The sequence below is a fragment of the Micromonospora sp. WMMC264 genome (genome assembly GCF_027497275.1).
GTDB lineage: Bacteria > Actinomycetota > Actinomycetes > Mycobacteriales > Micromonosporaceae > Micromonospora > Micromonospora chalcea.
In genome coordinates, this window is the sequence record NZ_CP114907.1 from 5,069,235 (window position 1) to 5,096,097 (window position 26,863).

The 26,863-nt window shown below is 71.8% G+C and carries 27 protein-coding genes; 6 read left to right on the forward strand and 21 right to left on the reverse strand.

Annotated features, from left to right (window positions below):
• Positions 1 to 141: 141 nt before the first annotated feature.
• The gene (locus tag O7542_RS22070; RefSeq protein ID WP_223201242.1) at positions 142 to 480 is read left to right on the forward strand and encodes a hypothetical protein; all 339 of its coding nucleotides are present in this window, start codon (positions 142 to 144) and stop codon (positions 478 to 480) included.
• On the opposite strand, the gene O7542_RS22075 is transcribed toward O7542_RS22070, so the two are convergent.
• Genes O7542_RS22075 through O7542_RS22090 form a run of 4 tightly spaced genes read right to left on the reverse strand, consistent with a single transcriptional unit; the run spans position 481 to position 3,202 of the window.
• Positions 481 to 1,557 carry an adenosine deaminase gene (locus tag O7542_RS22075; protein WP_043326756.1) on the reverse strand — a complete coding sequence of 359 codons (1,077 nt, stop codon included), beginning with the start codon at positions 1,555 to 1,557 and terminating at the stop codon, positions 481 to 483.
• A 51-nt stretch (positions 1,558 to 1,608) separates the two neighbouring features.
• Complete coding sequence (locus tag O7542_RS22080; RefSeq protein WP_166455833.1) at positions 1,609 to 2,022, reverse strand: PPOX class F420-dependent oxidoreductase; 414 nt, start codon at positions 2,020 to 2,022, stop codon at positions 1,609 to 1,611.
• Positions 2,019 to 2,588, reverse strand: a complete 570-nt coding sequence (locus O7542_RS22085) for an NAD(P)H-dependent oxidoreductase (RefSeq protein WP_064447622.1) — start codon at positions 2,586 to 2,588, stop codon at positions 2,019 to 2,021. Before O7542_RS22085 ends, O7542_RS22080 begins: the two co-directional genes overlap by 4 nt.
• A complete protein-coding gene (locus tag O7542_RS22090; RefSeq protein WP_104113223.1) occupies positions 2,576 to 3,202 on the reverse strand; it encodes a hypothetical protein in 627 nt (208 codons plus the stop codon). Before O7542_RS22090 ends, O7542_RS22085 begins: the two co-directional genes overlap by 13 nt.
• A gap of 57 nt (positions 3,203 to 3,259) precedes the next feature.
• Here O7542_RS22090 and O7542_RS22095 point away from each other — a divergent pair, with 57 nt between their 5' ends.
• Positions 3,260 to 3,745: a MarR family transcriptional regulator gene (locus O7542_RS22095; RefSeq protein ID WP_043326762.1), complete on the forward strand. Its 486-nt coding sequence runs from the start codon at positions 3,260 to 3,262 to the stop codon at positions 3,743 to 3,745.
• 3 nt (positions 3,746 to 3,748) lie between these two features.
• A complete protein-coding gene (locus O7542_RS22100) occupies positions 3,749 to 4,600 on the forward strand; it encodes a putative RNA methyltransferase (protein WP_064447620.1) in 852 nt (283 codons plus the stop codon).
• 6 nt (positions 4,601 to 4,606) lie between these two features.
• Here O7542_RS22100 and O7542_RS22105 read toward each other — a convergent pair whose 3' ends face one another.
• The 12 genes from O7542_RS22105 to O7542_RS22160 all read right to left on the reverse strand — a co-directional run bounded on the left by O7542_RS22105 (position 4,607) and on the right by O7542_RS22160 (position 19,624).
• Positions 4,607 to 5,287 carry a DUF4272 domain-containing protein gene (locus O7542_RS22105; protein ID WP_043326765.1) on the reverse strand — a complete coding sequence of 227 codons (681 nt, stop codon included), beginning with the start codon at positions 5,285 to 5,287 and terminating at the stop codon, positions 4,607 to 4,609.
• A gap of 88 nt (positions 5,288 to 5,375) precedes the next feature.
• Positions 5,376 to 6,656 (reverse strand): thymidine phosphorylase, encoded by a 1,281-nt coding sequence (locus O7542_RS22110; protein WP_043326767.1) that lies wholly within the window; start codon positions 6,654 to 6,656, stop codon positions 5,376 to 5,378.
• A 142-nt stretch (positions 6,657 to 6,798) separates the two neighbouring features.
• The gene (locus tag O7542_RS22115) at positions 6,799 to 7,500 is read right to left on the reverse strand and encodes a cytidine deaminase (protein ID WP_166455874.1); all 702 of its coding nucleotides are present in this window, start codon (positions 7,498 to 7,500) and stop codon (positions 6,799 to 6,801) included.
• Between the two features lie 103 nt (positions 7,501 to 7,603).
• Positions 7,604 to 8,884 (reverse strand): ABC transporter permease, encoded by a 1,281-nt coding sequence (locus O7542_RS22120; protein ID WP_043326769.1) that lies wholly within the window; start codon positions 8,882 to 8,884, stop codon positions 7,604 to 7,606.
• Positions 8,885 to 8,886: 2 nt separating this feature from the next.
• Positions 8,887 to 10,251, reverse strand: a complete 1,365-nt coding sequence (locus O7542_RS22125) for an ABC transporter permease (protein WP_069087178.1) — start codon at positions 10,249 to 10,251, stop codon at positions 8,887 to 8,889.
• Positions 10,248 to 11,816: an ABC transporter ATP-binding protein gene (locus O7542_RS22130; RefSeq protein ID WP_181373783.1), complete on the reverse strand. Its 1,569-nt coding sequence runs from the start codon at positions 11,814 to 11,816 to the stop codon at positions 10,248 to 10,250. Before O7542_RS22130 ends, O7542_RS22125 begins: the two co-directional genes overlap by 4 nt.
• Before the next feature lie 209 nt (positions 11,817 to 12,025).
• Positions 12,026 to 13,096, reverse strand: a complete 1,071-nt coding sequence (locus O7542_RS22135; RefSeq protein WP_043326775.1) for a BMP family ABC transporter substrate-binding protein — start codon at positions 13,094 to 13,096, stop codon at positions 12,026 to 12,028.
• 277 nt (positions 13,097 to 13,373) lie between these two features.
• Positions 13,374 to 13,715 (reverse strand): hypothetical protein, encoded by a 342-nt coding sequence (locus O7542_RS22140; RefSeq protein ID WP_043330653.1) that lies wholly within the window; start codon positions 13,713 to 13,715, stop codon positions 13,374 to 13,376.
• A gap of 162 nt (positions 13,716 to 13,877) precedes the next feature.
• On the reverse strand, positions 13,878 to 15,689 hold the full coding sequence (locus tag O7542_RS22145; RefSeq protein ID WP_166455831.1) for a glycoside hydrolase family 13 protein: 1,812 nt from the start codon (positions 15,687 to 15,689) through the stop codon (positions 13,878 to 13,880).
• 142 nt (positions 15,690 to 15,831) lie between these two features.
• Positions 15,832 to 16,731 (reverse strand): sugar ABC transporter permease, encoded by a 900-nt coding sequence (locus tag O7542_RS22150; protein ID WP_043326779.1) that lies wholly within the window; start codon positions 16,729 to 16,731, stop codon positions 15,832 to 15,834.
• Positions 16,728 to 18,371 carry an ABC transporter permease subunit gene (locus tag O7542_RS22155; protein WP_043326781.1) on the reverse strand — a complete coding sequence of 548 codons (1,644 nt, stop codon included), beginning with the start codon at positions 18,369 to 18,371 and terminating at the stop codon, positions 16,728 to 16,730. Before O7542_RS22155 ends, O7542_RS22150 begins: the two co-directional genes overlap by 4 nt.
• On the reverse strand, positions 18,371 to 19,624 hold the full coding sequence (locus O7542_RS22160; RefSeq protein ID WP_043326783.1) for a maltose ABC transporter substrate-binding protein: 1,254 nt from the start codon (positions 19,622 to 19,624) through the stop codon (positions 18,371 to 18,373). The genes O7542_RS22155 and O7542_RS22160 overlap by 1 nt, the downstream gene beginning before the upstream one ends.
• 199 nt (positions 19,625 to 19,823) lie before the next feature.
• On the opposite strand from O7542_RS22160, the gene O7542_RS22165 reads away from it, so the two are divergent.
• From O7542_RS22165 to O7542_RS22175, 3 genes are all read left to right on the forward strand, one after another.
• Positions 19,824 to 20,903: a LacI family DNA-binding transcriptional regulator gene (locus O7542_RS22165; protein WP_043326785.1), complete on the forward strand. Its 1,080-nt coding sequence runs from the start codon at positions 19,824 to 19,826 to the stop codon at positions 20,901 to 20,903.
• Positions 20,904 to 21,174: 271 nt separating this feature from the next.
• The gene (locus O7542_RS22170) at positions 21,175 to 22,809 is read left to right on the forward strand and encodes a glycoside hydrolase family 13 protein (RefSeq protein WP_281605160.1); all 1,635 of its coding nucleotides are present in this window, start codon (positions 21,175 to 21,177) and stop codon (positions 22,807 to 22,809) included.
• 162 nt (positions 22,810 to 22,971) lie between these two features.
• Complete coding sequence (locus O7542_RS22175) at positions 22,972 to 23,334, forward strand: VOC family protein (protein ID WP_043326789.1); 363 nt, start codon at positions 22,972 to 22,974, stop codon at positions 23,332 to 23,334.
• A 6-nt stretch (positions 23,335 to 23,340) separates the two neighbouring features.
• Here the strand turns inward: O7542_RS22175 and O7542_RS22180 are convergent, their stop codons facing one another.
• The 5 genes from O7542_RS22180 to trpS all read right to left on the reverse strand — a co-directional run bounded on the left by O7542_RS22180 (position 23,341) and on the right by trpS (position 26,857).
• A complete protein-coding gene (locus O7542_RS22180) occupies positions 23,341 to 23,784 on the reverse strand; it encodes a hypothetical protein (protein ID WP_043326791.1) in 444 nt (147 codons plus the stop codon).
• Between the two features lie 73 nt (positions 23,785 to 23,857).
• Positions 23,858 to 24,232, reverse strand: coding sequence for a GntR family transcriptional regulator (locus tag O7542_RS22185; RefSeq protein ID WP_113972064.1), 375 nt, complete (start codon positions 24,230 to 24,232; stop codon positions 23,858 to 23,860).
• Positions 24,229 to 25,170, reverse strand: coding sequence for a YhjD/YihY/BrkB family envelope integrity protein (locus tag O7542_RS22190; RefSeq protein ID WP_043326794.1), 942 nt, complete (start codon positions 25,168 to 25,170; stop codon positions 24,229 to 24,231). Before O7542_RS22190 ends, O7542_RS22185 begins: the two co-directional genes overlap by 4 nt.
• A 56-nt stretch (positions 25,171 to 25,226) precedes the next feature.
• On the reverse strand, positions 25,227 to 25,790 hold the full coding sequence (locus O7542_RS22195) for a 2'-5' RNA ligase family protein (protein WP_223201447.1): 564 nt from the start codon (positions 25,788 to 25,790) through the stop codon (positions 25,227 to 25,229).
• Positions 25,791 to 25,831: 41 nt separating this feature from the next.
• Complete coding sequence (gene trpS, locus O7542_RS22200; RefSeq protein WP_043326798.1) at positions 25,832 to 26,857, reverse strand: tryptophan--tRNA ligase; 1,026 nt, start codon at positions 26,855 to 26,857, stop codon at positions 25,832 to 25,834.
• Positions 26,858 to 26,863: the final 6 nt, after the last annotated feature.

Genomic DNA, 26,863 nt, shown 5'->3' on the forward strand with positions numbered 1-26,863 from the left:
ACGTGTCCGCGTCGGAACGGACAGGTGGATTGGGAGTCCCCACTGTCCTGGGATGCGGACATGGCGGTGCAAACAATCACCCGACTGGCTCGGGAGGGCAAGGCCGAAGTGCCGGTTTATGCGATCGGCGCGGACCGCAGGGTGGCCACCCGGCCATTCGACATCGACGGATCGCCAATCTTTGTCGCCGAGGGGATCTTCGCCGCCGAGATCGTGGCCGAGTGCCGCCGGCAGGGCGTGCTCGCCGGCGCGTACGCGCTGCGCCGCCCCCGCGGCGCGACGTTCCTGCGCCGCCTCGCCCGGGACCTCGCCGAGCAGCGCAAGGCGCCCCGGGTGCTGCTCCGGCGCGGGGTCGCGCTGCTGCGTGCCGAGCCGGCCGTGCTGCGCCGGCAGACCGGGCTCGGTGCCGAGGCGGCCCGGGCCGGTCAGGTGCTGCGCGGGGTGGCCGCACTGCTCTCCGGCCACCCCCGCCAGTCGTGATCAGCCGATCAGCTCGGCGTACGCCGGCTTGATCACCTCGTCGATGATCCGCAGCCGCTCGTCGAACGGGATGAACGCGCTCTTCATCGCGTTGATGGTGAACCACTGGAGTTCCTTCCAGCCGTAGCCGAAGGCCTCCACCAGCAGCGCCATCTCCCGCGACATCGAGGTGCCGCTCATCAGCCGGTTGTCGGTGTTCACAGTCACCCGGAACCGCAGGTCGCGCAGCAGCCCGATCGGGTGGTCGGCGATCGAGGCCGCGGCACCGGTCTGCACGTTCGACGACGGGCACAGCTCCAGCGGGATGCGCTTGTCCCGCACGTACGCGGCCAGCCGGCCCAGCACCGGCGGGTTGCCGGGGGTGATGTCGTCGACGATGCGTACGCCGTGGCCGAGCCGGTCGGCGCCGCACCACTGGATCGCCTGCCAGATGGACGGCAGGCCGAACGCCTCACCGGCGTGGATGGTGAAGTGGAAGTTCTCCCGCTGGAGGTACTCGAACGCGTCCAGGTGCCGGGTGGGCGGGAAGCCCGCCTCGGCGCCGGCGATGTCGAAGCCGACCACCCCGGTGTCGCGGTGCCGCACGGCCAGCTCGGCGATCTCCTGCGACCGGGCGGCGTGCCGCATCGCGGTGAGCAGCGTGCCGATCCGGATCGGGGTGCCCGCCTCGGCGGCCAGCGCGCTGCCCTCCCGGAACCCGGTGACCACCGCGTCGACCACCTCGTCCAGCGTCAGGTTCTGCTCCAGGTGTTGTTCCGGGGCGAACCGCACCTCGGCGTAGACCACACCGTCGGCGGCCAGGTCCAGCGCGCACTCGCGGGCGACCCGGCGCAACGCGCCGGCGGTCTGCATGACCGCCACCGTGTGCGCGAACGTCTCCAGGTAGCGCTCCAGCGAGCCGGAGTTCGCCGCCTCGGTGAACCAGACACCGAGCGCCGCCGGGTCGGTGGTGGGCAGTTCGTGGCCGACCTCGGCGGCCAGCTCGACGATCGTCGCGGGCCGCAGGCCGCCGTCGAGGTGATCGTGCAGCAGCGCCTTCGGGACCTTGACGATGTCCTCGTACGAGATTGCGACCATGCTCCGACCCTAGTCACCCCCGGTACGGGCGCGACGGTGGACCGGGCCGGTTCAGGGCCGCCAGCCGTACACCCGCTCCACCGCCAGCCGCAGGACCACCCGCCCGTCGGCCACCATGGCGGCCCGGTACTCGGCCCAGTCCGGGTGCTCGCCGCGGATGCGCCGGTACACCTCGACCAGCTCGTCGACCGTCGCGTCGTCGATGGCGGCGGCCGGCGGGGTGAGCGTCACGGTGCCCTCGGCCACCGCGTACGCCCCGCCGTCGGCGGTGGCCACGTGGAAGCTGGCCCGGGGATCGCGGCGCAGGTTGCGCACCTTCGCCCGGCCGTCGGTGGTGGAGCAGCGGATCAGGCCGGGCTCGGCCAGGTAGTCGAGGTTGGACAGCTGGGGCCGGCCGTCGCGGCGCAGGGTGACGAGCACCCCGCGCCCGCGCTCGCCGAACAGCTCCCACAGCCGGGCGCTCATGCGGTCACCCGCAGCGGGGCGAGCGCGGCGGCCAGCCGGGCGAGCTGATCCAGCATGAGCGCGGCGGCCTCCTCACGGCCAGGGTCGGGTCGCAGCTCGCCCGACTCGTCCAGCGACTGCCGGAGGAAGACGACCACCTGGTCGTTGACCGGGGTCATGTTCAGCGTCGTCACCACCTGCTTGATCATCTGCACCGCGCGCAGGCCCCCGGAGGTCATGCCGTAGCTGACGAAGCCCACCGGCTTGTGCTGCCACTCGTGGTAGAGGTAGTCGATCGCGTTCTTCAGCGGCGCGCTGAAGCCGTAGTTGTACTCCGGCATCACCAGCACGAAGGCGTCCCCGGCGTCGATCTCGGCGCTCCAGGCGCGGGTGTGCTCGTGCACGTAGTTCCGCTCGGACGGGTGGTGCGGCTCGTCGTGAAAGGGCAGCCCGACCTCGGCCAGGTCGAGCAGGCGCACCTCGTCGAAGCCGGCGTGGCGGACGGCGGCGGCGGTGAACCAGTCACCGATGCGACGGCCGACCCGGCCGGGGCGGGTGCTGGCGACGACGACGTTCAGGCGGGGCATGGTGAGGTCACTCCTGTCGGGGCGGCGGCCGGGGCCGGCGCGGTGAGCCGGGGAACGAGCCAGGCGACGATCGGCCCGATGCCGATCGCGTAGAGCAGGGTGCCGGGGCCGACGACGCCGCCGAGCAGCCAGCCGACGGCCAGCACCGTCACCTCGATCGCGGTGCGGGCCGGGCCGAGCGGCAGGCCGCGGGCGGCCAGGCCGGTCATCAGCCCGTCCCGCGGGCCGGGGCCGAGGCGGGCGCCGAGGTAGAGCGCGGTGGCGAGGCCGTTGAGCAGGACGCCCGCGACCAGCAGACCGATCCGGCCGGCGAGCGGGGCGACCGGCGGCAGGAGCGCCAGCGTCGCGTCGAGGGCCAGGCCGACGAGCGCGACGTTCGCCACGGTGCCGACGCCCGGGCGCTGCCGCAGCGGGATCCACAGCAGCAGCACCAGCAGCGCCACGCCGTTGACCAGCACGCCCATCGGCAGGCCGGTGCGCTCGGCGAGCCCCTGGTGCAGCACGTCCCAGGACGCGAGCCCGAGGTCGGCGCGGACCATCAGCGCGACGCTGACGCCGAACAGGGCCAGGCCGGCGAACAGCCGCACCAGCCGCGACGGCAGTTTGGTTGACATGTCATCAAGCTAGACCGCAACTTGGTGACATGTCAACAAAACCGGTAGGATCGGTCCGTGGACGAACCGCGTTGGCTGGACGAGCAGGAGGACCGCGCGTGGCGCGGCTACCGCCGCATGCGACGCCTGCTCGACCTGGAACTGGCCCGGGAACTGATGCAGGACGCCGGCCTCTCCGAGCCGGACTACGACGTCCTGAGCGACCTGTCCGAGACCCCGGAGCAGCGGCTGCGGCTCAGCGAGCTGGCCGACCGCATGCTCTGGTCCCGCAGCCGCCTGTCCCACCACATCTCCCGGATGCAGCAGCGTGGCCTGGTCACCCGGGAGGAGTGCGCCACCGACGGCCGCGGCTCGGTCGTCACGCTCACCCCGGCCGGGCGCCAGGCCGTCGAGGCCGCCGCGCCCGGGCACGTCGCCGCCGTACGCCGGCACCTGATCGACCTGCTCACCCCGGCGGAGCTGGCCGCGCTCGGCACGCTCAGCCACCGGGTGGTCGACCACCTCACCGGCCGCCCCACCGGCCGCCCGGAAGCGAAGGACTGAGGCGTGGACGACCGCATCCTCGCCCGGCTGCGCTGCCCGGTCTGCGCCGAACCGCTGACCGCCGCCACCGCCGGCACCACCCGCGCCCTGCGCTGCCCCCGCGGGCACAGCTTCGACACCGCCCGGCAGGGGTACGTCAACCTGCTCGCCGGCCGCTCCCCGCACACCGGGGACAGCGCCGAGATGGTCGCCGCCCGCGCCGACTTCCTCGCCGCCGGCCACTACGACGCCGTCGCCGCCGCGCTCGCGACCACAGCGGTACGCGTCGCGGGCGTCGACCCGTACCCCCTGGTGGTCGAGCCCGGCGCCGGGACCGGGCATTACCTCGCGGCGGTGCTGGCGGCGCTGCCGGAGGCCGCCGGCCTGGCCCTGGACGTCTCCAAGCCGGCGCTGCGCCGCGCGGCCCGCGCCCACCCGCGGGCCGCCGCCGCGCTCGCCGACACCTGGCAGCGCCTGCCGCTGGCCGACCGGTCGGTGGCCGTGCTGCTGAACGTGTTCGCGCCGCGCAACGGCCCGGAGTTCCACCGGGTGCTCGACCCCGGCGGCGCGTTGCTCGTCGTCACCCCGGCCGCCGACCACCTGGCCGAACTGGTCGAGGCGCTGGACCTGCTGCGGGTGGACCCGGCCAAAGCCGACCGGGTCGCGGGCAGCCTCGGCGCCCACTTCGCCGAGGAGTCCGCGACCGGGCACCGGGCCCGCCTCGCGCTGACCCGCGCCGAGGTCACCACGCTCGTCGGGATGGGACCGAGCGCCTGGCACGCCGAACCGGAACGGCTCGCCGCGCGCGTCGCCGCGCTGCCCGAGCCGGTCCCGGTCACGCTCTCGGTCCGGCTCGGCGTGCACCGCCCGCGCTGACCCGGCTCAGGTGGAGAGGTCGACCTCTTCCCAGCCCGGCGGCTCGTCGTGGTACGGCCCGCGCAGCACCACCGCCCACTCCAGCGCCCACCGGCGCTGACCGATCGCGTTGGCGTCCACCAGGCCCGGCAGCGCGCCGCCGGCCTTCTCCGTCTCCAGGTACGCCCAGTCCAGGCAGTAGTGCAGGTCGAGCAGCGCGGCGGCGTCCCCGGGGTGCTGCGGCGCGGCCAGGATCCGGGCCTGCCACTGGGCGAACGTCTCCCCCGCCACCAGGTTCGGCATCCGCTCGACCAGCCGCTCGTCCACCGGCACCGTCGGGTCCAGCTCCTTGGCCAGCCCGAGCACCCAGGCCAGCGAGAACAGCGCGTCGTGGTGCAGCACGAACGACCTGTGGTCACCCCGGCCGCCCATCACGAACTGCCACTCCGGCGGCGTCACCGAATCGACCAGGTGCGACTCCAGCAGCCAGCTCATCGCCGCCTGCGCGGGCATGCCGAAGCAGCGGGCCAGGATCACGTGCAGCACCGCGATCCGGGCCTCGACCTCCGGCGTCGGACGCAGCTCGATCTCGTCGCCCGGCTCCCAGACCAGCGGGAACTGCGGCGGGGGCAGCGGCAGGCCCAGCCGGGACAGCTCGTCCAGGCTCGCCTCCCGGACGGCCCGGGGGTCGGGGGCGGATACGCGCACGGTCAGTCCCTGTCTGTTCGGGTCCTCGCCGGTCGGTCCCCCCTGGCCTGGGAGGATAGCGACTCCGACCGGCCCGGCACCATGGCCCTCAGCCGATCCGCTCGATGACGAGCGGCGTCGCCTCCGGCGCGTCCGGCGCGATCCGCACCGCCTCGCGCGCCTCGGCCAGCGCGGCCGGGATCCGCTCGGCGTGCTCGGCGCGCAGCTCGAACAACGGGTCGCCGACACGTACCCGGTCACCCCGTCGCTTGTGCAGCACCACGCCGGACGGGATGCTCACCGGGTCCTCCTTGCGGGCCCGGCCCGCGCCGAGCCGCCAGGCGGCCACCCCGATCGCGTACGCGTCCAGCTCCGCGACCCAGCCGTCCTCGGCCGCGGTGACCACCTCGACCTCGTTCGCGGTGGGCATCGGCGCGTCCGGGTCGCCGCCCTGCGCCCGGATCATCGTCCGCCAGGCGTCCATCGCCCGGCCGTCGCGCAGCGCCGCCTCCGGGTCGGCGTCGGGCAGCCCGGCCGCGTGGAGCATCTCCCGGGCCAGCGCCAGCGTCAGCTCCACCACGTCGGCCGGGCCGCCACCGGCCAGCACCTCCACCGACTCGGTCACCTCGACCGCGTTGCCGACGGCCAGGCCGAGCGGCGTGGACATGTCGGTGAGCAGGGCGACGGTCCGTACGCCGTGCGCGCCGCCCAGCTCGACCATGGTGCGGGCCAGCTCGCGGGCGTCGTCGGCGTTCTTCATGAACGCGCCGGAGCCGACCTTCACGTCGAGCACCAGCGCGCCCGTGCCCTCGGCGATCTTCTTGCTCATGATCGAGCTGGCGATCAGCGGGATCGCCTCGACGGTGCCGGTGACGTCGCGCAGCGCGTACAGCTTGCGGTCGGCCGGGGCGAGCCCGTCGCCGGCCGCGCAGATCACCGCGCCCACGTCGCGGAGCTGCGCGATGAACTCGTCGTTCGTGAGCGCCGCCCGCCAGCCCGGGATCGACTCCAGCTTGTCCAGCGTGCCGCCGGTGTGACCCAGGCCCCGGCCGGACAGTTGCGGGACGGCCGCGCCGCAGGCGGCGACCAGCGGGGTCAGCGGCAGGGTGATCTTGTCGCCGACACCGCCGGTGGAGTGCTTGTCCACTGTCGGGCGGGCCACCGGCGACAGGTCGAGCCGCTCGCCGCTGGCGATCATGGCGGCGGTCCACCGGGCGATCTCCGGCGCGGTCATGCCGCGCAGCAGGATCGCCATGGCCAGCGCGGACATCTGCTCGTCGGCGACCAGACCCTTCGTGTACGCGTCGACCACCCAGTCGATCTGCCCCTCGCTCAGCACACCCCCGTCCCGCTTGGCCCGAATGACGTCAACCGCCGTAAAAGCACTCACTTACAAGATCCAATCAGTTTGATCGCGCGTGGCCACACCGACCCGCGAACGGTGACCAGGTCCGGCCGGGGCCGACCGTGCCCGGCGGAGGGATCAAGCCTGACCGCCCGGAGCCGGGCACGGTCGGCCCCGGCCCACAACCTCAACCCCAGCGAACCGGAATCTCCGTAGGAGGCTCACCCTCACCGGCCCAGAAGACAGTGCCCGAAGCATCCACCACCACCACGCGCGGCGTACGCGCCAACCCCCACTCGATCGCGCTCGCCGGGTCGTCCCAGGTCGAGCCCTCCTCCAGCACGCCGGTCTCGGCGTCCTCGGCGCCGCCGGAGGACCGCTCCCAGTACGCCGTCCAGACCTGCTGCCCGGCCGAGAGGTCGGGGTGCACGAACACGGTGCCCCGGCCCCGCCAGGCGGCCAGCCGGTCCGGCACCACCGGCACCGGGTGCTCGCCGGTCACCGCCTCGATGTCGGCCACGTCGAAGGCGTGCGGCAGCAGCTCGGCCATCCGCAGCGGCCCGCCCTTCGACTCGACCAGGCACTCCGGCCCGCCCTGCTCCCACAGCAACTGCCGGCACCTGCCGCACGGCATCAGCGGCTCGCCGGTGGCGTCGACGCAGGACAGCGCCACGATCCGGCCCCCGCCGGTCGCGTGCAGCTGCGACACCACGCCGCACTCGGCGCAGAGCGTCACACCGTATCCGGCGTTCTCCACGTTGCAGCCGACCACGACGCGGCCGTCGTCGACGAGCGCGGCGGCGCCCACCGGGAACTTCGAGTACGGCACGTAGGCGTGCCGCATGACCTCGGTGGCGGCGGCCCGCAGCCGCTCCCAGTCGATCTCCATCACGACTCCCATTCTGCCCAATTTGCGCCGATCGGTCGCGGCGCGGCCGGAGACGACGATGCCCGGCGGGTCGCCCCGCCGGGCACGGTGTCGCGGCGGGCGGTCAGCCCTTGATGTACGGCTTGCCGTCGGCGGCCGGCGCCCGGACCTTGCCGACCAGCCCGGCCACGGCCAGGATCGTCGCCAGGTACGGCAGCATCGCCAGGAACTGGCTCGGGATGCTGCTGCCGATCGCGCCCAGGTAGGTGGCGAGCTGGTCGGCGAAGCCGAAGAAGAGCGCCGCGAGCAGCGCGCCGGTCGGGCTCCACCGGCCGAAGATCAGCGCGGCCAGGGCGATGAAGCCCTTACCGCCGATCATGTTCTTGGTGAACGAGTAGAGCGCCAGCGTGTACGAGGCGCCGCCGACACCGGCCACCAGACCGGCCAGGATCACGTTGCGGTAGCGCAGCCGCAGCACCTTCACGCCCAGCGTGTCGGCGGCGGTCGGGTGCTCGCCGACCGAGCGGGTCCGCAGGCCCCACCGGGTACGGAACAGCGCCAGGTGGATGACCAGCACCAGCAGCAGGCCGAGGTAGAGGAAGATGTTGCCCCGGAACAGCGCCGGACCGATCAGCGGGATGTCGGACAGCAGCGGGATCTCCCAGTTGCCGAACCGGGGCGCGCTGTTGTACTTCGCCGCGTCGGTCTGCATCAGCCGCTCGTAGAGGAAGCCGGTGATGCCGACCGCGAGCAGGTTGAGCACGATGCCCATGACCACCTGGTCGACCAGGTAGCGGATGGAGAACACGGCCAGCAGGAACGAGATGAACGCGCCGCCGATGGCGGCGGCCACCAGGCCGACCCAGACGCTGCCGGACATGCTGCCGAACAGCGCGCCGGAGAACGCGCCCATCAGGAGCTGGCCCTCGATCGCCACGTTCACCACGCCGGAGCGCTCGCAGAGCACACCGGCGAGCGCGCCGAAGATCAGCGGCAGGGCCAGGATGAACGTGCCGCGCACGACGTTGACCAGCGGCATGAAGTTGCGGCCCTCGGGCGCGGCGGAGACCTGCCAGCACAGGAAGCTCAGCACGAAGGCGACCAGCCCGGCGCCGAGCAGCAGCGCGAACCAGCGCTTCGGCACACCGGCCAGCAGCGCGCCTCCGGCCGCGGCGGTGATCAGCCCGAACAGGATCGCGCCGACCGTACCGTTGATCTCCAGGGCGGCGCCGCCCTCGGTCTCGCTGAGCGTGAACCGGGCGTGCTGGTCGGTCGCGAGCGCGCCGAACAGCACCGCCGCGAGCACGCCGAGCGCCAGCAGGACCACGCCGATCTTCCGGTTACGGGTCCAGAAACCCTCGTCGACCGCGGTAACGGCGACCTCGGGGACAGCGGTGGTGGACATGCTCACCAGCCCTTCGCGAGGCTCGTCTGCAACCGGGCGGCGCGGGCCGCCCGGAGCTGGAAGATCGTCTTCACCAGGGCAGGCGCGGCGATGAAGATGACGATGAGCGCCTGGAGCACGGTGACCAGTTCCAGCGAGATGCCGGAGTACGACTGCATCCGGTTGCCACCGGCCTGGAGCGCGCCGAACAGCAGCGCGGCCAGCAGCACGCCCCACGGCTTCACGCGCCCGAGCAGCGCGACCAGGATGCCGTCGAAGCCGATCTGCGCGATCACCAGCGGGGTCAGCGCGGTAGCGGTGGTGCCGAGCACCATGGTCGAGCCGCCGAGACCGGCCAGCATGCCCGCGAGCACCATCACCAGCACGTACGTCTTGGTCACGCTGATGCCGGCGGTGCGGGCCGCGTCCGGGTTCGCGCCCACCGCCCGCAGCTCGAAGCCGAGCGTGGAGCGGTTGAGCAGCCAGGCGATGAACCAGGTGGCCGCCACCGCGAGCAGGATGCCGGCGTGCACCCGCAGGTCGTCGCCGAGCAGGCGGGGCAGCTGCGCGGTGGAGTCGACCGGCTTGCTGATCGCGTCCGACCGGTTCGGGTTCTGCACCCCGTTCTGGACGATGATCCAGGACAGGAAGTAGACCGCCACGTAGTTGAGCATGATCGTGTTGATCACCTCGTGCGCGCCGGCCCGGGCCTTGAGGATGCCGGGGATGAAGCCCCAGAGCGCGCCGCCGAGCGCGCCCGCGATCAGCGCCACCAGCAGGTGCACGACGGGCGGCAGCGGAAGCGCGAAGCCGGCCACGGCGGCCAGGATGACGGCGATCGTCGCCTGGCCCTGGGCGCCGATGTTGAACAGGCCGCCGCGGAAGGCCAGCGCCACCGACAGGCCGGTGAAGACGAGCGGCGCGGCGTAGGTGAGCGTCTCCGAGATCGGGCTCATGACGGCGGTGAAGCCGACCGCGTCCGGGTCGAAGATCGCGCCCTTGAACAGGTTCGCGTACGCCTCGCTGACCACAGTCCAGCTGGCGTTCAGCGCGTCCGTGGGGCGAGCCGTGATGTAGCTGTAGGTGGCCAGCACCTCCGGGTCGGACACGATGATCAGCACCGCGCCGACCACCATGGCCAGCAGCACCGCGAGCACCGTCACGGTGACCGTGTTGGCCGCCCAGAGGTTGTCCAGGAACATCCGGCCCATGCCGGGACGGGACTCCCCGGCCGGGTCCGGCCTCTTCGCGGTCGCAGTCGCGGGCACCGTCTGCTCGGTGTCACCGGCCGGCTGCGTCGGCGTCGCCCGGGCCTCGCTCAGCGACTCCTGCGCCTCGGTCGCCGGTTCCTTGTCCGGCGAGCCCGAGACGGGGTTCGGGTTGGTCATGCCTCGTCCTCGTTGCCAGGGCCGCCCTCGGTCGCGGTGGCGGCGTCCGGGGTGGCGGCGTCCGGGGTGATGCCGGCCATCAGCAGGCCGATCTCCTCGCGCGGGGTGTCCGGGCCGACGATGCCGATGATCCGGCCGCGGTACATGACCGCGATCCGGTCGGCCAGGCCGATCACCTCGTCCAGTTCGCTGGAGACCACCATCACCGCGGTGCCGATGTCCCGCTCGCGGATGACCCGGCTGTGGATGAACTCGATCGAGCCGACGTCCACGCCCCGGGTGGGCTGGGCCGCGATGAAGAGCTTCAGCGGCCGGGACAGCTCCCGGGCCACGATCACCTTCTGCTGGTTGCCGCCGGAGAGCGTGCCGACCGCGGCGTCGGCCGAGGAGGTACGGACGTCGAACTGCTCGATCCGCTCCCGGGCCGACTTCGCGATGGCCTCGGGCTTCAGCGACAGGCCCTTGCCGAAGGGCGGCCGGTCGTAGATGTCCAGCACCAGGTTCTCCGCCACGGAGAACTCCTTGACCAGGCCGTCCACGCTGCGGTCCTCCGGCACGTAGCCGACGCCGGCGTGGAGCACCTTCTTGGTCGACCAGCCGTGCGTCGGCTCGCCGTCCAGGCTGATCGTGCCGGCGAGCACCGGGCGCAGGCCCATGATCGCCTCGATCAGCTCGGTCTGGCCGTTGCCCTGCACGCCCGCGACACCGAGCACCTCACCGGCGTGCACGGTCAGGTCGACGCCGTCGACCGCGCGTACCTGCCGGTCGTCGTCCACGACCAGGCCGGAGACCTCCAGGACCGGCTTGCCGGGGGTGGCCGGCTTCTTGTCCACGGTCAGCCGGACGCTGCGGCCCACCATCAGCGCGGCCAGTTCGTCCCGGCTGGCGCTCGGCTCGGCGGTGCCGACCGTCTTCCCGCGCCGGATCACGGTGATCCGGTCGGCGATGGCCTTCACCTCGCCCAGCTTGTGGGTGATGAACACGATCGACTTGCCGGCGGCCTTGAGCGACCGCATGACCGCGAGCAGCTCCTCGGTCTCCTGCGGGGTGAGCACGGCGGTCGGCTCGTCGAGGATCAGCAGGTCGACGTCGCGGGTGAGGGCCTTGACGATCTCCACCCGCTGCTGGATGCCGACCGGCAGGTCCTCGATCACCGCGTCCGGGTCGACCCGCAGGTTGTACCGCTCGGACACCTCGGCGACCTCGCGGCGGGCCCGTCGCCGGTCGAGGATGCCGGCGAACGGCCCCCGGACCTGCTCGGCGCCGAGCATCACGTTCTCCGCCACGGTGAAGACCGGCACCAGCATGAAGTGCTGGTGCACCATGCCGATCCCGGCGGCGATCGCGTCCGACGGGCCCTTCAGCTTCAGCGGCTTGCCGTCGACCAGGATCTCGCCCTCGTCCGGCTGGTAGAGGCCGTAGAGCACGTTCATCAGGGTCGACTTGCCGGCACCGTTCTCGCCGAGCAGGGCGTGGATCTCTCCAGGCTCCACCGTCAGGTCGATGTGGTCGTTGGCGACCAGATCACCGAACCGTTTGGTGATGCCGCGCAGTTCGAGTCTCAGCGCAACCTCCTGGAGTGCGAGCGATGGTGCAGCGTAGCGACCTGCCGCGCCGCCACCACGCCGGGTGGGGATGTCGGGGGGAGTCAAGCTGATCGGCCGCCCCGGCGCTCGGGGTACCTTCCCCGTTGCGCCGGGACGGCCGGATCGTCAAACCTGGTGGCCGCCGGCCCCCGCTGCCGATGATCGCACCGCGGCGGCCGGCGGGACCGTCACTTGGTCGGCTGGGCCTTCGAGGTGACGGTGATGGTGCCGGCGGCGATGTCCGCCTTGATCTTGTCGACCTCGGCCTTCAGGTCCGCCGGGACCTTGCTGTCGAAGTCGTGGTACGGGGCGATCGAGACGCCGTTGTTGGCGAGCGTGCCCACGAAGCCCGGCGTGGCCTGGAGCTTCTCGCCACTGGCGGCCTTCAGCGCGGCCTCCTTGACGGCGTCCGGGATGTTCTTGACGACGGTGGTCAGGATCGCCGAGCAGTCCGGGGTGCTCTCGCAGCCGTCGATGTCGACCCAGACGACCGAGTACTTGCCGCCCGAGGCCTTGGCCGCGGAGGTGGTGCCGAGACCGGCGCCACCGGCGACCGGCATCACGATGTCGGCGCCCTGCGCGACGAGCGCGTCGGAGACCTTCTTGCCCTCGTCCTGCTTCTCGAACGAGTTGGCGAAGGAGCCCTTCTGGGTGGCCTTGTCCCAGCCCAGCACCTGGACGTTCTTGCTCTTGGCCTTGTTGAAGTACGCCACGCCGTCGGCGAAGCCGTCCATGAAGATGGTGACCGGCGGGATCGGCAGGCCGCCGTAGGTGCCGACCTTGCCGGACTTGCTCATCCCGGCGGCCAGGTAGCCGGCCTGGAACCCGGCCTGCGCGGTGTCGAACTGCATCGGGTAGACGTTCGACACACCCGGGTTGGCGTCGACGATCGCGAACTGCTGGTTCGGGTTCTTCTCAGCCGCCGCCTTGGTGGCGTCCGACATCAGGCCACCGACGGCCAGGATGAAGTCGCACTTCTGGTTGACGAACCCGGTCAGGTTGACCTCGTAGTCCGCCTCGGCCTTCGACTGGACGTACTTGATGTCGATCTTGTCGTTCTCCTTCTTCGCCTCCTGCAGGCCCTTCCAGGCCGAGGCGTTGAAGGACTTGTCGTCGACGCCGCCGACGTCGGTCACCATGCAGGCGCTGAACTTCTTGCCGCCGTCGCCGCCGGCGTTGTTGTCGTCGTCCGGAGCCTCACCACACGCGGCAGCGCCCAGCACGAGTCCACCCGCCGCAATGACGGAGGCAATCCGCATCCCACGCACAGAGCGCAAGACGTCTCCTTCCCCTTGCACACCGCGTTGTGCGCGGTGCGCAGCCCTTGCGCCGGCCTGCGATGTGCGGCCGGCGTCCCACGTTACGGACGGGAGCGTACGCCCGCGCCCACCCACCGGCCGACAATCGTGCACGACTGTTGAGCGTCCGTTACCCCGGTGTAACCCTTGGGTGGGGCAGGTCACTTATCCGGCCGGTGGGCGTGCGCGATGGTGTCGCGAACGTCCGTTTCCCGCAGCTTCCCCGACTGGCGGCGAACTAACGCCAGAACACCGCGACGGCAGCGTTGACCAGCGTCAACCCGACGATCGCGAGGAAGTGGCCGCGGTTGACGGTCTCCCGCTTACGGGAGAAGAAGACCATGACGAAGATGAGCAGCGCGAGCACCAACTTGGTAACAAGTTTCGCCGGGGCCGGCTCGTCCCCGTCCCGCAGCGGGGCGGACAGCCCGATGCCGGTGAGGATCTGGATGATCGCGCCCCAGAGCATGGCCGCGTTGATGCGCAGCTTGCCGGAGACGTACTGGGCGATCGCGCCGCCGAGCAGCAGCGCGAAACCGATCAGATGGACGTAGAGAAGAATCAGTCGAAGAGCTTCCACGCGGCCCATCCTCCCCCATCAACGACGCTTTGTAGTAATGACCCGGCCGACCTGCCGTCATACCGTGACCCCTCCCCCGCGATCTTGCAGTTTCCGCCCCGGCACAACGGGACGAAAGGCGCGGCACACGGGCCGAAACCGCAAGATCGCGAGGGCCCGGGGTCAGCGGAGGCGCCAGACCTGGAACGTGGGGCCGTCCGCGGGGAGGGTCACCTTGTTGTCGGCGTCGGGGTGGAGAGCTGGGGCGTTGCCGTAGACGTTCTCTGCGGCGCCCACGCCGGCCAGGCGGACCGGGGTGCCGGGGGCACGTCTCGCCAGCACCAGCACCGTCGACGTGGGCGCCTCGCGCAGGAAGACGAGCGTGTCCGCGTCCGCGTACACCCAGCGCAGGCCGCCGTGCCGCAGCGCCGGCTCGTCGCGGCGCAGCGTCAGCAACGACCGGTACGCCTCGAACGTGCGCCGGTCCCAGCTCTGGCGCCGGTGCCACGGCATCGGCGTACGCGAGCCCTCCCCGTTGGTGCCGGTCAGGCCCAGCTCGTCCCCGGCGAAGACCACGGGCGTGCCGGGCATGGTGGCGAGCAGTCCGGCCGCCACCTCCTGCCGGGCCGCGTCGCCGACCACGGTGCGGATCCGGGCCGAGTCGTGCGAGCCGAGCAGCTGCCACGAGTGCGTGTACGAGCGCCACGACACCAGCGACCGGTACGTGTTCATGGTGGCGAGCACCGCGCCCGCGTCGCGCCGCCGTACCCCGCCCGGGGTGCCGAGGAAGTTCGGCACCGGGTCGTCGCCGTGGCGCAGCCAGGACCAGACCGGGTCGGTGAAGCCGACGTAGTTCATCGTCCCGTGCCAGCCGTCGCGGTCCAGGTCACCGGTGTGGTCGTGGCCGTGCTCGGCGAGCAGCAGCCCGTCCGGCCGGGTTTCGGCCACCACCTCGCGCAGCAGCCGCGCCACCTCGTGGGTGTACGCGTCAGCGCCCCGCCGCCCGGTCATGTTCGCCACGTCGACCCGCCAGCCGTCCAGCCCGTACGGCGGGCGCAGCCAGCGGCGCAGCAGCGAGTCCTCGGCGGTGGCGAACCGGCGGCGCAGTTCGGCGCTGCCCCAGTTCAGCTTCGGCAGCGACTTCACCCCGTTCCACGACTCGTAGTCCGAGCCGGGCAGGTCGAAGTAGTACAGCTCGCGTTCCGGCGCGTTGACGTCGGAGACGGCGGCGGTGAACCAGTCGTGGGCGTCGCCGGTGTGGTTGCTGGTGATGTCGCCGAGCAGCCGCCAGCCCCGGGCGTGCACCGCGTCGGCGAGCCGGGCCAGCGCCGCGTCGCCGCCGAGCAGCGGGTCGACGGTGTCGAAGCTCGACGCGTCGTACCTGTGGTTAGAGCGCGCCGGGAACACCGGCGTCAGGTAGACGGTGTTGACGCCGAGCCGGTCCAGGTGGTCCAGGTGTTCGGTGACGCCGTCGAGGTCGCCGCCGTAGAACTGGCGGGGCGTCTCCGGGCCGCGGCCGACGACCGGGGTGTCCCAGTCACAGGGGATGGCCCAGTCCGGCACGGTCCGGCCGTCGGCGGCGGCCGAGCGGGCGAACCGGTCCGGGAAGATCTGGTAGATCACCGCGTCCCGGGCCCAGGCCGGCGGCGGGGCGTAGCTGACCAGCTTGAAGTCGCCGTTGTCCGGCACGTCGTGCCCGGCCAGGCCGGCGGCGTTGAGCCAGCGGGCGCCGCGTTCACCGTCGAGCAGGAAGCGGTAGTTGCTGACCGGGTTGCGGACCTCGACGTCGGCCCGCCACCACACGTCGCCGCCGTCGGTGCGGTCGACCCGCGCCTCGGCGAAGCGCGGCTCGCCGTCGCCGGTGGTGCGCACGTGCACCTGCGAGACGCCGGATCCGGCCGGCACCCGGACGAAGACGGGGACGGTCTGCCCGAGCGCGGGCTCCTGCTCCGGGACGTAGGTGGCGGAGCCGTCGTGGTGCGGCTGAAGGGACATGGTGCTGCCTTTCGCGTCGTACCGACAGGGAGAGGGGCGGGCACCCGCCGCGATCGGTTTCACCCGACCGCGGCGGTCCGCCCGAGAACCGCTCCGGTGTACGCCGACACGACGCCCTTGCCGCAGCGTGAGCCGAGGAGGCTCAGCCCTTTACCGCTCCGGAGGTGAGTCCGGAGACGATGTAGCGCTGGAGCAGTTGGAACACCAGCACCGTCGGGATCGCGGTGAGCAGGGTGCCCGCCGCGAACATCCCGAAGTTGTTGTTGCGCTCGCCGGCCACCAGGCCGTACATGCCGACCGCGAGCGTCTTCGCCTCGGGTTCGGTGAGGAACACGTTGGCGATGATGAACTCGTTGATCGATCCGATGAAGGCGAGCAGGCCGGTCACCGCGAGGATCGGCGCCACCAGCGGCAGCATGATCCGGAAGAAGACCTGCACGTGCGACGCGCCGTCCATGGTCGCCGACTCGTCCAGTTCCTTCGGCAGCGTGTCGAAGAAGCCCTTCATCAGCCAGGTGTTCGCGCCGAGCGCGCCACCCATGTAGAGCAGGAACAGGCCCCACGGGGTGTTGAACCCGATCGCCGGGTAGAGGTCGGTGAGCGTGGTGAAGATCAGGAAGATCGCCACGATCGCCAGGAACTGCGGGAACATCTGGATCAGCAGCAGCGCGAGCAGGCCGACCCGGCGCCCGGCGAAGCGCATCCGGGAGAACGCGTACGCCGCGAGCGACGACAGGAAGATCGACGCGAAGCTGGCCACGCCCGCCAGCAGCAGCGAGTTGAGGAACCAGTGGCCGAACGCGGTCCGGTCGAACAGGTTCGTGAAGTTCTCCAGCGACGCGCCGGTCGGCAGCAGCTCGGTGGAGGAGAGCGTGCCGAGCGGGTTGAGCGCCGCCGAGATCACGAACAGGATCGGGAAGAGGCTGAACGCCACCGCCAGCACGCCCACCACGTGCCGCCAGCCGACCTGCGCGAACCAGCGTCCACGCGAGCGGCGGGCCGGCGTGCGGGTGGCCGTGGGCTTCCGCGCGATTGTGGTCACGAGTACACCTCCTCCTGCTTACGGGTCCGCCGGAAGCTGATCGCCGACACCGTCGCCACGATCGCGAAGATGAAGATCGAGACGGTGGCGGCCAGGCCGAACTCGGCGCCCTGCGCGCCGAACGCGAGCCGGTACGTGTAGGTGATCAGCAGGTCGGTGGCGCCGTTCGTCGGGTTGTCCGGCGCGAACGGGCCGCCCTCGGTGGTGAACAGGATCGCGTTGACGTTGTTGAAGTTGTACGCGAACGACGCGATCAGCAGCGGCGAGAGCGCCACCAGCAGCAGCGGCAGGGTGACCGACCGGAACGACTGCCAGGGCGACGCGCCGTCGACCGAGGTCGCCTCGGTCAGCTCCCGCGGAATGGCCTGCAACGCGCCGGTGGCCACCAGGAACATGTACGGGTAGCCGAGCCAGAGCTGCACCAGCAGCACCGCGATCCGGGCCGACCAGTTGCCGCCGAACCAGTCGACGTCCAGCCCGAACAGGTTGTTGAGCAGGCCGAAGTCGGTGTTGAACATGTCCCGCCAGATCAGCAGCATCGCGAACGACGGCATGGCGTACGGCAGGATCAGCAGCACCCGGTAGAAGTTGGTACCCCGCATCCGGGGTGAGTGCAGCGCGAGCGCGATGGCCATGCCGAGCAGGAACGTCAGGCCGGTGGAGCCGATCGCGAACGCGAAGTTCCAGGCCAGCGTGCCGAAGAACGGGCCGGAGATGTTCGGGTCGGTGAGCACGGTGCTGAAGTTCTTCAGCCCGACGTCGACCTTCCAGCCCTGGGCGAGACGCTCGCCGTCGGCGGCGACGAAGGAGCCGGACTCCTCGTCGGCGGTCCACGTCTTGCCCGTCTCGCTGTCCTTGACGCAGTCGCAGCCGGCGTCGTACGCCCGGATCGCCTTGCCCTCGTAGGCCCGGGTGAGGCCGTTGGAGCGGATGGCGCCCTCGTCGGTGGGCACGATGAGCGCGGTGACGGCGTCGCTGCGGCTGCTGGCCTGCCCGATGTTCAGCAGGGTGTAGCCGTCCGCGGCGGTGATCTTGCCGCTGAGGCTGCTCACCTCGACGTCGGCGGCGTCCAGCTTGCGCAGCCCGTCCGCGTCGCCGGCGAAGACGTCCTTGGTCTTCGGGTCGCTGAGCAGGAAGACCAGGGGGCCGCTCGCCGGGTCGCCCTTCGTGGCGATGGTGAGGTTGTACTCGGTCGAGCCGGGGACCTGCTTCACCGAGGAGGTCTGCACGGCGACGATCGCGTCGTCCTTGCTGCCGCGGTGGCCGTCGCCGAAGTTCGTGAACGCGGTGCTCGCGGTGTAGAGCACCGGGAAGACCTGGAAGGCGATCAGGAAGAGCGTGCCGGGGACCAGGTACTTGGCCGGGATGTGCCGGCGGCTCAGGTAGAGGTAGAACAGGCCGGCGGTGGTGGCCACCAGGATGCCCAGCCCGATCCAGTGTTCGGCCTCGATGAGCGGGAAGGCCGCCCAGATCGCGATCCCGGCCACCAGGCCGAGCAGGACCACCTTGACGACGAGGCCGGTCGCGGTGATCGGCGCGTGTTGCCGCGCGGTACGGGACGTGCGCGGGAGCCCGGGGCGTGCGGGCTCCCGGCCCGGGGCCTGCGGTGCAGACCCCGGGCCGGACAGCGGCGCGCTCATTACTTGATCTGACCCTGGATGGTCTTGCCGGCGGCCGTGATCGTCTTGGCCGGGTCGGCGCCGCCGATGATGGCGGCCTCCGCCTTGCCGAACGGGTCCCAGATCGCGGCCATGGCCGGGATCGCCGGGAGCACCTGGCCGTTCTTGCCGGCCTCGGAGAACTTGGCCAGGTCCGGGTCCTCGCCCTTGACCTGGTCGAAGGCGGCGGTCAGCGCCGGCGGGCGCGGCTCGGCCTTGTACAGCGCGACGGCCAGTTCGGGCTTGGTCACGTAGTTGGTGACGAACTCCTGGGCCAGGGCCTTGTTCTTGCCCTTGGCGGCCACGTAGAACGCCTGGACGCCGACGAACGGCTGGGCCTCCTGGCCACCGGCGAAGCCGGGGACCGGGGAGATGTCGTAGGAGATGTTGGCCTTCTTGGCGTCGGCCACTGCCCACGGGCCGGAGACCAGGAACGCGCACTTCTTGCCGGTGAAGGTGGCGATGGAGTTCTCGCCGGTGATGGAGCGCTTCAGCGCACCCTCGCCCTTCTCACCCAGCTTGGCAATCTTCTGGAAGGCAGCGATCGACTCCGGCTTGCCCACGCCCAGGTCCTTCGGGTCGTAGTCGCCGTTCGCCGTGGTGCCGAACAGGTAGCCGCCGCCGGAGGTGTAGAGCGGGTAGATGTGGTAGGCGTCGCCGTTCTGGCCGGACTGCAGGCACAGGATCTCGCTGGCCTTCTTCTCGGCCTTGAGCTTCTTGCCGGTGGCGACCAGGTCCTCGATCGTCTTCGGCGCCTCGGGGGCCAGCTCGGTGTTGCGGATCAGCGCGACGTTCTCGGTGGCGTAGGGCACGCCGTAGAGCTGGCCGTTGAACGTGACGGCCTTGATCGCGGTCTCGTTGAAGCCGCTCTTCTGCTCGGCCGGGAGCTGCACCGGGTCGATGGCGCCGTTCTGGACCAGGTTGCCGATCCAGTCGTGCGCGCCGACCACGACGTCCGGGCCGCTGCCCTGCTGCGAGGCGGTGACGAAGTTGGTCTGCAGGTCCTTGGAGACGGCCTGGACCTCGACGGTCACGCCGTTCTCCTTGCCGAACTCCTCGGCGAACGGCTTGAGGGCGGCCGTGCGCTTGTCGTCGGCCCAGATGACCAGCTTGCCGCCGGTCGCCTTGGCGGACTCGCCGGCGGCCGGCTTGTCGTCGCTGCCGCTGTCACCACAGCCGGAGGCGGCGAGCGCCAGGCCGAGGACGGCGACCACACCCGCGGTACGGATGCGCATCGGTACTCCTGTCGTCATGGCGGCCCGCCGGGGGAAGGGCGGCCCGCCAGTGGAAACCTCTGAAATTTCTTGCTGACCGGCACAGGGGTGCTGCGCCGCTGCTCTCGCATGTTGCGGGGACGTTAGCAAGAGGTTGCAGAGAATGGAAGGGCTTGCAGAAGTGTACGCAAGACTTTGCCGTTGGGCTAAAGTGCCGCACATGCGCGCTCGACTGTCCGACATCGCCCAACAGGCCGAAGTCAGCGAGGCCACGGTGTCGCGGGTGCTCAACGACCGCCCCGGCGTGGCCCCCGAGACCCGGCAGGCCGTCCTCACCGCCCTCGATGTGCTCGGGTACGAACGTCCGGCCCGGTTGCGCAAGCGCAGCGCCGGACTGGTCGGCCTGGTCGTGCCGGAGCTGGACAATCCGATCTTCCCGGCGTTCGCCCAGATCATCGAGTCCGCGCTCGCCCCCACCGGCTACACACCGGTGCTCTGCACGCAGACCCCGGGCGGCGTCCGCGAGGACGAGTACGTGGAGATGCTGCTGGACCGGCAGGTCTCCGGCATCGTCTTCGTCTCCGGCCTGCACGCCGACACCGCCGCGGACCACGACCGCTACCGCACGCTGCTGGCCCGGCCGCTGCCGATCGTCATGATCAACGGGTACGCGCCGGGCATCCCCGCGCCGTTCGTCTCCTGCGACGACCGGGAGTCCGCCGAACTGGCGGTCGCCCACCTGGTCGCGCTCGGGCACCGCCGGATCGGCCTGATCACCGGCCCGGACCGGTTCGTGCCGGTGCAGCGCAAGGTCGCCGGCTACAAGGCCGCGATGGGGCGACTCACCGACATCACCTCCGACGAGCTAACCGAGCTGACCGAGCTGTCGCTGTTCGGCGTCGAGGGCGGCGAGGCCGCCGCCGGCCGGCTCATCGAACGCGGCGTGACCGGACTGGTCTGCGGCTCGGACCTGATGGCGCTCGGCGCGATCCGGGCCGCCCGCCAGCGCGGGCTGTCGGTGCCCGACGACGTCTCCGTGGTCGGGTACGACGACTCCCCGCTGATGGCGTTCACCGACCCGCCGCTGACCACAGTGCGCCAGCCGGTGGCTGCCATGGCGGTGGCGGCGGTGCGGGCCCTGGTCGACGAGATCAACGGCCACCCCTCCCCGAACTCCGAGTACCTGTTCCGGCCCGAGCTGGTGGTACGCGGCTCGACCGCGGTGACCCGCCCCGCCGACCCCCCGAAGCGCCAGCGCCCCGCCAGCCCGTCCTCCCCCTCCCTCCCCATCCCCGCCTGACGCCCCGCACTCCCCTCCCTCCCGCCCGGCTCAGGGCGCGGCGATCATGAAGTTGGCGGGGACAAAGCGGGCAGAGACTGCCGTCAACCTCATGATCGACCGGATCGGCGGCAGTGGGGGTGGGTGGGCGTCCCGGGATGCGGGAGACGGGGGCAGGGTCGGCGCGGGTGATGGCTGTCATTTCTTGCGCAAGGAATGCTTGACTCTTGCAGGCCTGTGGCGGCATTCTGCTCTGACACCCTGCGCCACCACAGAACGGGAATCGACAGCGATGACCTCCGCCACCACCCCCACGCCACGGACCGCCGACGACGACTGGTGGCGGTCCGCGGTCGTCTACCAGGTGTACGTCCGCAGCTTCGCCGACGCGAACGCCGACGGGGTCGGTGACCTCCAGGGCATCCGGCAGCGCCTTCCCTACCTGCGCGACCTCGGCGTGGACGCGCTCTGGCTGACGCCGTTCTACACCTCGCCGCAGGTCGACGCCGGCTACGACGTGGCCGACTACCGCGACGTCGACCCGCTGTTCGGCAACCTGACCGACTTCGACGAGATGATCACCGACGCGCACGCGCTCGGCCTGCGGATCATCGTCGACATGGTCCCCAACCACACCTCCAGCGCGCACCCGTGGTTCGCCGCCGCGCTCGCCGCCGGCCCCGGTTCGCCGGAGCGTGAGCGCTACCTGTTCGCCGACGGCAAGGGCGAGCAGGGCGAGCTGCCCCCGAACGACTGGGAGAGCATCTTCGGCGGCCCGGCCTGGACGCGCGTGGTCGACGGCCAGTGGTACCTGCACCTGTTCGACCCGGCCCAGCCCGACCTGAACTGGCGTCACCCCGAGGTACGGGCCGAGTTCGAGGACGTCCTGCGCTTCTGGCTGGACCGGGGCGTGGACGGCTTCCGGATCGACGTGGCCCACGGAATGATCAAGGCCGAGGGCCTGCCGGACGTCGGTTTCAACTCGATGACCACCGGCCGGCGCCAGTCCGAGCTGCTGGGCAAGGGCCGGCTGCCGTACTTCGACCAGGACGAGGTGCACGACATCTACCGCGCCTGGCGGCCGATCCTGGACAGCTACCCGGGCGGCCGGATGGCGGTCGCCGAGGCGTGGGCCGAGACCCCGCAGCGGCTGGCCCGTTACATCGGCCCGGACGAGCTGCACCAGGCGTTCAGCTTCGACTTCCTCGACGCCACCTGGTCGGCCGACTCGTTCCGCAAGGTGATCGACACGGCGCTGGCCGAGTCCACGATCGTGGGCGCGCCGACCACCTGGGTGCTGTCCAACCACGACCGGCAACGGCACGTCACCCGGTACGGCGACGGCGAGGTCGGCCTGCGCCGCGCCCGCGCCGCCGCGCTGCTGATGTTCGCGCTGCCCGGCTGCGCGTACGTCTACCAGGGCGAGGAACTGGGCCTGCCGGAGGTGCTGGACCTCCCCGACGAGCTGCGCCAGGACCCGGCGTTCCGGCGTACCGGGGAGAGCCGCGACGGCTGCCGGGTGCCGATCCCGTGGGGCGGCGACCTGCCCCCGTACGGCTTCGGGCCCGACGGCAGCGAGCTGAGCTGGCTGCCGGCGCCGGCGACCTGGCGGGAGCTGTCGGTGGCCGCCCAGGCCGGTGCGCCCGGCTCGACGCTGGAGCTGTACCGGACCGCGCTGCGGATCCGGCACGAGCACCCGGCGCTCGCCGGGGTCGGCGGCATCACCTGGCTGGAGACCGAGCCCGGCGTACTCGCGTTCCGCCGCGCCGCCGGGGACGCCGAGCTGACCTGTGTGGTCAACATCAGCGGCACCGACGTGACGGTGAGCGGCCACGGCCGCCCGCTCGTCGCGAGCGCCGACCTCACCGAGCGGGGCGACGGGCACGTCCTGCCGGTGGACGCGGCTGCGTGGTTCGAACGGCGCTGAGCCGGGTAACCCGCCAACGACCTGGCCGTCCGTTGTGCTCCGCGCCGACGGGCGGCTGGGCTGCCGACCCCTTGTGGTGGGGGGTGAGGTGGTCCCGGCCCCTCGGGAGTCCGCTCCCGGGGGGCCGGTGTCCATCCCGGCAGCCCGGGGTACCACCGGGGGATGACCGCACGCGTGGCGCAGTACACCCTCGATGTCAGCGACCTGGACCGGATGGCCCGGTTCTGGTCCGCCGCCCTCGGCTACACCGTCTCGCAGGGCGACGACGGCAACGCGAAGCTCTACCCGCCGCCCGGCCGGCCCGGCCCGACCGTCTGGTTGCAGGGCAGCGGCACCCCGAAGCGCGGCAAGAACCGGCTCCACCTGGACCTGGTCGCCGACGAGGGGCAGACGGCGGAGGTCGAGCGACTGATCGGGCTCGGCGCCCGGCGCGCCGACGTCGGGCAGACCGGCGCGGAGGGCTTCGTGGTGCTCGTCGACCCGGAGGACAACGAGTTCTGCGTGCTCGACGGGCCGCCGCGCTGAGCGTCCTCAGCCGCCCTTGGCGGTGAGCAGCGCGGCGATCCGGGCGAACCCGGCCCGGATCTCCTCCCGGTCGGGCGCCTTCGCCGGCTCGGGCTCCGGCTCGCGCTCGGCGGCCCGTTCCAGCTCCTCGTCGATGACGTCCTCGAAGTCGCCGTACAGGTCCGCCTGGTCGATCTCGGCCGCCTCGTCCTCGGCGGCGATCTGCGCGGCGGCGATCTCGCCCCGGATCTCCTCCGGCGTGAGCGCGGGCAGCAGCGGCTCCACCACCGCCATCAACTGCTCCTCGGCCACCACCGCCTCGGCCAGCGCCAGCGCGTGCGCCCGCTCGTACGGGCCGCAGACCACCGGCTCCCACTCGTCGTCCGCGCCGAGCGGGCCGAACGTGATGATCCACGGCAGGCCGAGCATCGGCGAGTCGTCCGGCAGGTCGAGTGTCACGAGTGCGCCCACCGGCCCATCATCGTCGGACGGGATCCGCCCGGGGAACGCATCGGCTCGACTCTCCCCGCTCAGGGGACCACGCTCAGCCACGCGTGCCGGCGTCCAGCGCCGCGCGGACCAGGGCGACCGCCCGCTCCGGCGGGACGCCCAGGCGGCGCGCCTCGACGGCGTACCCGGCGGCGGCCTGCTGCAACCGGTCGACGGCGTCGTCCCGCCCCGGCGCGACCACCGTGCCGTGCCGGCCGCGCGTCTGGACCAGCCCGGCGGCCTCCAGCTCCCGGTAGGCCCGCGCCACCGTGTTCACCGCCAGCCCCAGGTCCGCCGCGAGCTGCCGGACCGCGGGCAGCCGGGTCCCCACCGGCAGCCGCCCGTCGCCGATCCGCGCCGCGAACTGCGCGCGCACCTGCTCGTACGGCGGCACCGCCGACGCGGCGTCGATCCGGATCCGCGCGCTCATCCCGCCCCTCCCGGCGTTCCCGGTTCGGTTTCCTCGTCGAGCACGTCCGCCTCCACGTCCACCTCCCGGGCGCCGCCTTCGGCCAGGTCCACCACCCGGCCGTACGGGCTGGTGGCGGCGAGCGCCGCGCCGAAGAGCACCAACTGGTTGAGCAGGTAGAGGTAGAGCAGCAGGCCCACGGCGGTGGCGACCACCGTGTACGCCGGGTTCCGCTCGGTGCGTACCACGTAGTAACGCCCCACCGTGTTGAGCAGGGTGATGCCGATCGCGACGGCGAGCACCGCCGGTCGCAGCCGGCGCCGGCTCATCCGCAGCCGGGGCACTGCGAGCAGCAGCGCGGCGGCCAGCACGGCGTTGACGAGCACGCTCAGCACCGCGCTGACCGTGGTCAGGCCCACCGAGCCGGTGCTGCGCAGCAGGAAACGCAGCAGCGACTCCAGCGCGTCCACGGCGGCGACCGAGACGAACAGCAGCACGAAGACCGCGACCAGCACGCCCAGGTCGACCAGCCGCCGCATCACCAGGTTGCCGGGCTGCTGGTTGAAGCCGTACATCAGCCGCTGCGAGGAGCGGATCGCCTCCACCCAGCCGATGCCGGTGAACACCAGGATGACCAGGCCGACCACGCCGACGGTGTTGCTGCTCTCGGCGATCTGCGCCGGGTCGAGAAAGGGCAGGTTCTCTTCGAGGAAGTGGGCGGCCGCGCGGCTGACCTCCTCGTTGTCGCGCAGCACCGCGCCGAACACCCAGTACGCGACGAGCGCGAGCGCGAACACGGCGAAGAAGCCGTAGTACGCGATGGCGGCGGCGAGCCGCCCGGCGAGCAGGTCGGCGTAGAGCGTCCCGGCCCGCCACACGTGGTCGAAGACCGACGACCGGCCCCGGGCCGCGTCGATGCGGCGCCCGACCGCCGCCTCGATCCGGCCGAAGACGTTCACCCCGTCATCCTCGCTGATCTCCGCCCGTGGCGGAGGAGCCCCGGCCGGTCGAATGTTCAGCTCGCCCCGCCGAGCCGGAAGTCGCGCCGGGGCTGCCACCGGGTAGCCCCGCTGTGCGAGAACAGCGTGAACGCCTCCACCTGGAACAGCGCGGAGAAGTCGGCCAGATCCTCGTACGCCTTGTCGAGCACCTCGGGTGGCACGTCCTGTGCCACTGTGACGTGCGGGTGGTACGGGAAACGCAGCTCGCGGCGCAGCTCGGGAGCGGAGTTGATGGCGGCGGCCAGCAGTTCGCACTCGCTGATCCCGGCCGCCACCGCCACGAAGACCACCTGGGTGACCGGGCGGAACGTGCCGGTGCCGCGCAGGTGCAGCGTGAACGGCAGGTGCGCGGCGGCGACCCGGTCCAGGTGCTCCTCGACGGCGGGCAGCGCGCGTACCGGAATCTCGGTGGGCCCGAGCAGGGTGACGTGCGCGGGGACGGCCGCCGGGTCGCCGGCCTCGACCCGGCGGCGGGTGAGCATCCCGCCCCACGGCTCGGGGATGTCGACGGCGATCCCGATCTGGATCGTGTCCGCGCCGCCCGGCGCCGCGTCATTGCCCGCCACGTCGCGCGCCACCCCTCCGGCCTCCGGCTGCGTCACCCGTCCCGCCCGGGCCGCTACTCGAACCGCACCGGCGGGAAGAAACCGACCCGCTCGTACGCCGCACGCAGCGTCGCGTCGGCCACCACGCGGGCCTTCTCCGCGCCCCGCGCGAGCAGCTTGTCCAGTTGGGCCGGGTCGTTCAGGTAGCCGTTCGTGCGTTCCTGGATCGGGGTGACGAACTCGCGCACCACCTCGGCCAGGTCCTTCTTGAGGTCGCCGTAGCCCTTGCCGTCGTACGCGGCCACCAGGTCGTCGATGGACCGGCCGGACAGCGCCGAGTAGATGGTGAGCAGGTTGCTGATGCCCGGCTTGCCCTCGGCGTCGAAGACGATCTCGCGGCCGGTGTCGGTGACCGCCGAGCGGATCTTCTTGGCCGAGCGGGCCGGGTCCTCCAGCAGGTCGATGATGCCGGCCGGGGAGGACGACGACTTCGACATCTTCGCCGTCGGGTCCTGCAGGTCGGTGATCTTCGCGGTGTCCTTCACGATGTGCGGCGCGGGCACCGTGAAGGTGCGCCCGAACAGCGAGTTGAACCGCTGCGCCAGGTCGCGGGACAGCTCCAGGTGCTGCCGCTGGTCCTCGCCCACCGGCACCGCGTTCGCCTGGTAGAGCAGGATGTCGGCGGCCTGCAGGATCGGGTACGTGAACAGGCCGACGCTGGCCCGCTCGCTGCCCTGCTTCTGCGACTTGTCCTTGAACTGGGTCATCCGGCCGGCCTCGCCGAACCCGGTGATGCAGCCGAGCACCCAGGCCAGCTGCGGGTGCTCGGGCACCTGCGACTGGACGAACAGCGTGCTGCGCTCCGGGTCGAGGCCGAGCGCGAACAGCTGCGCGGCGGCCACCCGGCTGCGGTGCTTGAGCACCTTGGGGTCGTGCCCGGCGGTGATGGCGTGCAGGTCGACCACGCAGTAGTAGGCGTCGTGGCTGTCCTGCAACGCCACCCAGTGCCGCAGCGCGCCCAGGTAGTTGCCGAGGTGGAACGAGTCGGCCGTCGGCTGGATGCCGGAGAAGACGCGCGGGCGGGCGGGTACGTCGGACATGGCGGC

Bases quoted from the DNA above. Each gene is read 5' to 3' on its own strand.
- O7542_RS22120 (WP_043326769.1), bottom strand. From the start codon at position 8,884: ATGTCCACCACCGCTGTCCCCGAGGTCGCCGTTACCGCGGTCGACGAG.
- O7542_RS22175 (WP_043326789.1), top strand. From the start codon at position 22,972: ATGACCGCACGCGTGGCGCAGTACACCCTCGATGTCAGCGACCTGGAC.
- O7542_RS22185 (WP_113972064.1), bottom strand. From the start codon at position 24,232: ATGAGCGCGCGGATCCGGATCGACGCCGCGTCGGCGGTGCCGCCGTAC.
- O7542_RS22075 (WP_043326756.1), bottom strand. From the start codon at position 1,557: ATGGTCGCAATCTCGTACGAGGACATCGTCAAGGTCCCGAAGGCGCTG.
- O7542_RS22115 (WP_166455874.1), bottom strand. From the start codon at position 7,500: ATGGAGATCGACTGGGAGCGGCTGCGGGCCGCCGCCACCGAGGTCATG.
- O7542_RS22090 (WP_104113223.1), bottom strand. From the start codon at position 3,202: ATGTCAACCAAACTGCCGTCGCGGCTGGTGCGGCTGTTCGCCGGCCTG.
- O7542_RS22080 (WP_166455833.1), bottom strand. From the start codon at position 2,022: ATGAGCGCCCGGCTGTGGGAGCTGTTCGGCGAGCGCGGGCGCGGGGTG.
- O7542_RS22135 (WP_043326775.1), bottom strand. From the start codon at position 13,096: ATGCGGATTGCCTCCGTCATTGCGGCGGGTGGACTCGTGCTGGGCGCT.
- O7542_RS22145 (WP_166455831.1), bottom strand. From the start codon at position 15,689: ATGTCCCTTCAGCCGCACCACGACGGCTCCGCCACCTACGTCCCGGAG.
- O7542_RS22170 (WP_281605160.1), top strand. From the start codon at position 21,175: ATGACCTCCGCCACCACCCCCACGCCACGGACCGCCGACGACGACTGG.
- O7542_RS22085 (WP_064447622.1), bottom strand. From the start codon at position 2,588: ATGCCCCGCCTGAACGTCGTCGTCGCCAGCACCCGCCCCGGCCGGGTC.
- O7542_RS22125 (WP_069087178.1), bottom strand. From the start codon at position 10,251: ATGACCAACCCGAACCCCGTCTCGGGCTCGCCGGACAAGGAACCGGCG.
- trpS (WP_043326798.1), bottom strand. From the start codon at position 26,857: ATGTCCGACGTACCCGCCCGCCCGCGCGTCTTCTCCGGCATCCAGCCG.
- O7542_RS22165 (WP_043326785.1), top strand. From the start codon at position 19,824: ATGCGCGCTCGACTGTCCGACATCGCCCAACAGGCCGAAGTCAGCGAG.
- O7542_RS22160 (WP_043326783.1), bottom strand. From the start codon at position 19,624: ATGCGCATCCGTACCGCGGGTGTGGTCGCCGTCCTCGGCCTGGCGCTC.
- O7542_RS22155 (WP_043326781.1), bottom strand. From the start codon at position 18,371: ATGAGCGCGCCGCTGTCCGGCCCGGGGTCTGCACCGCAGGCCCCGGGC.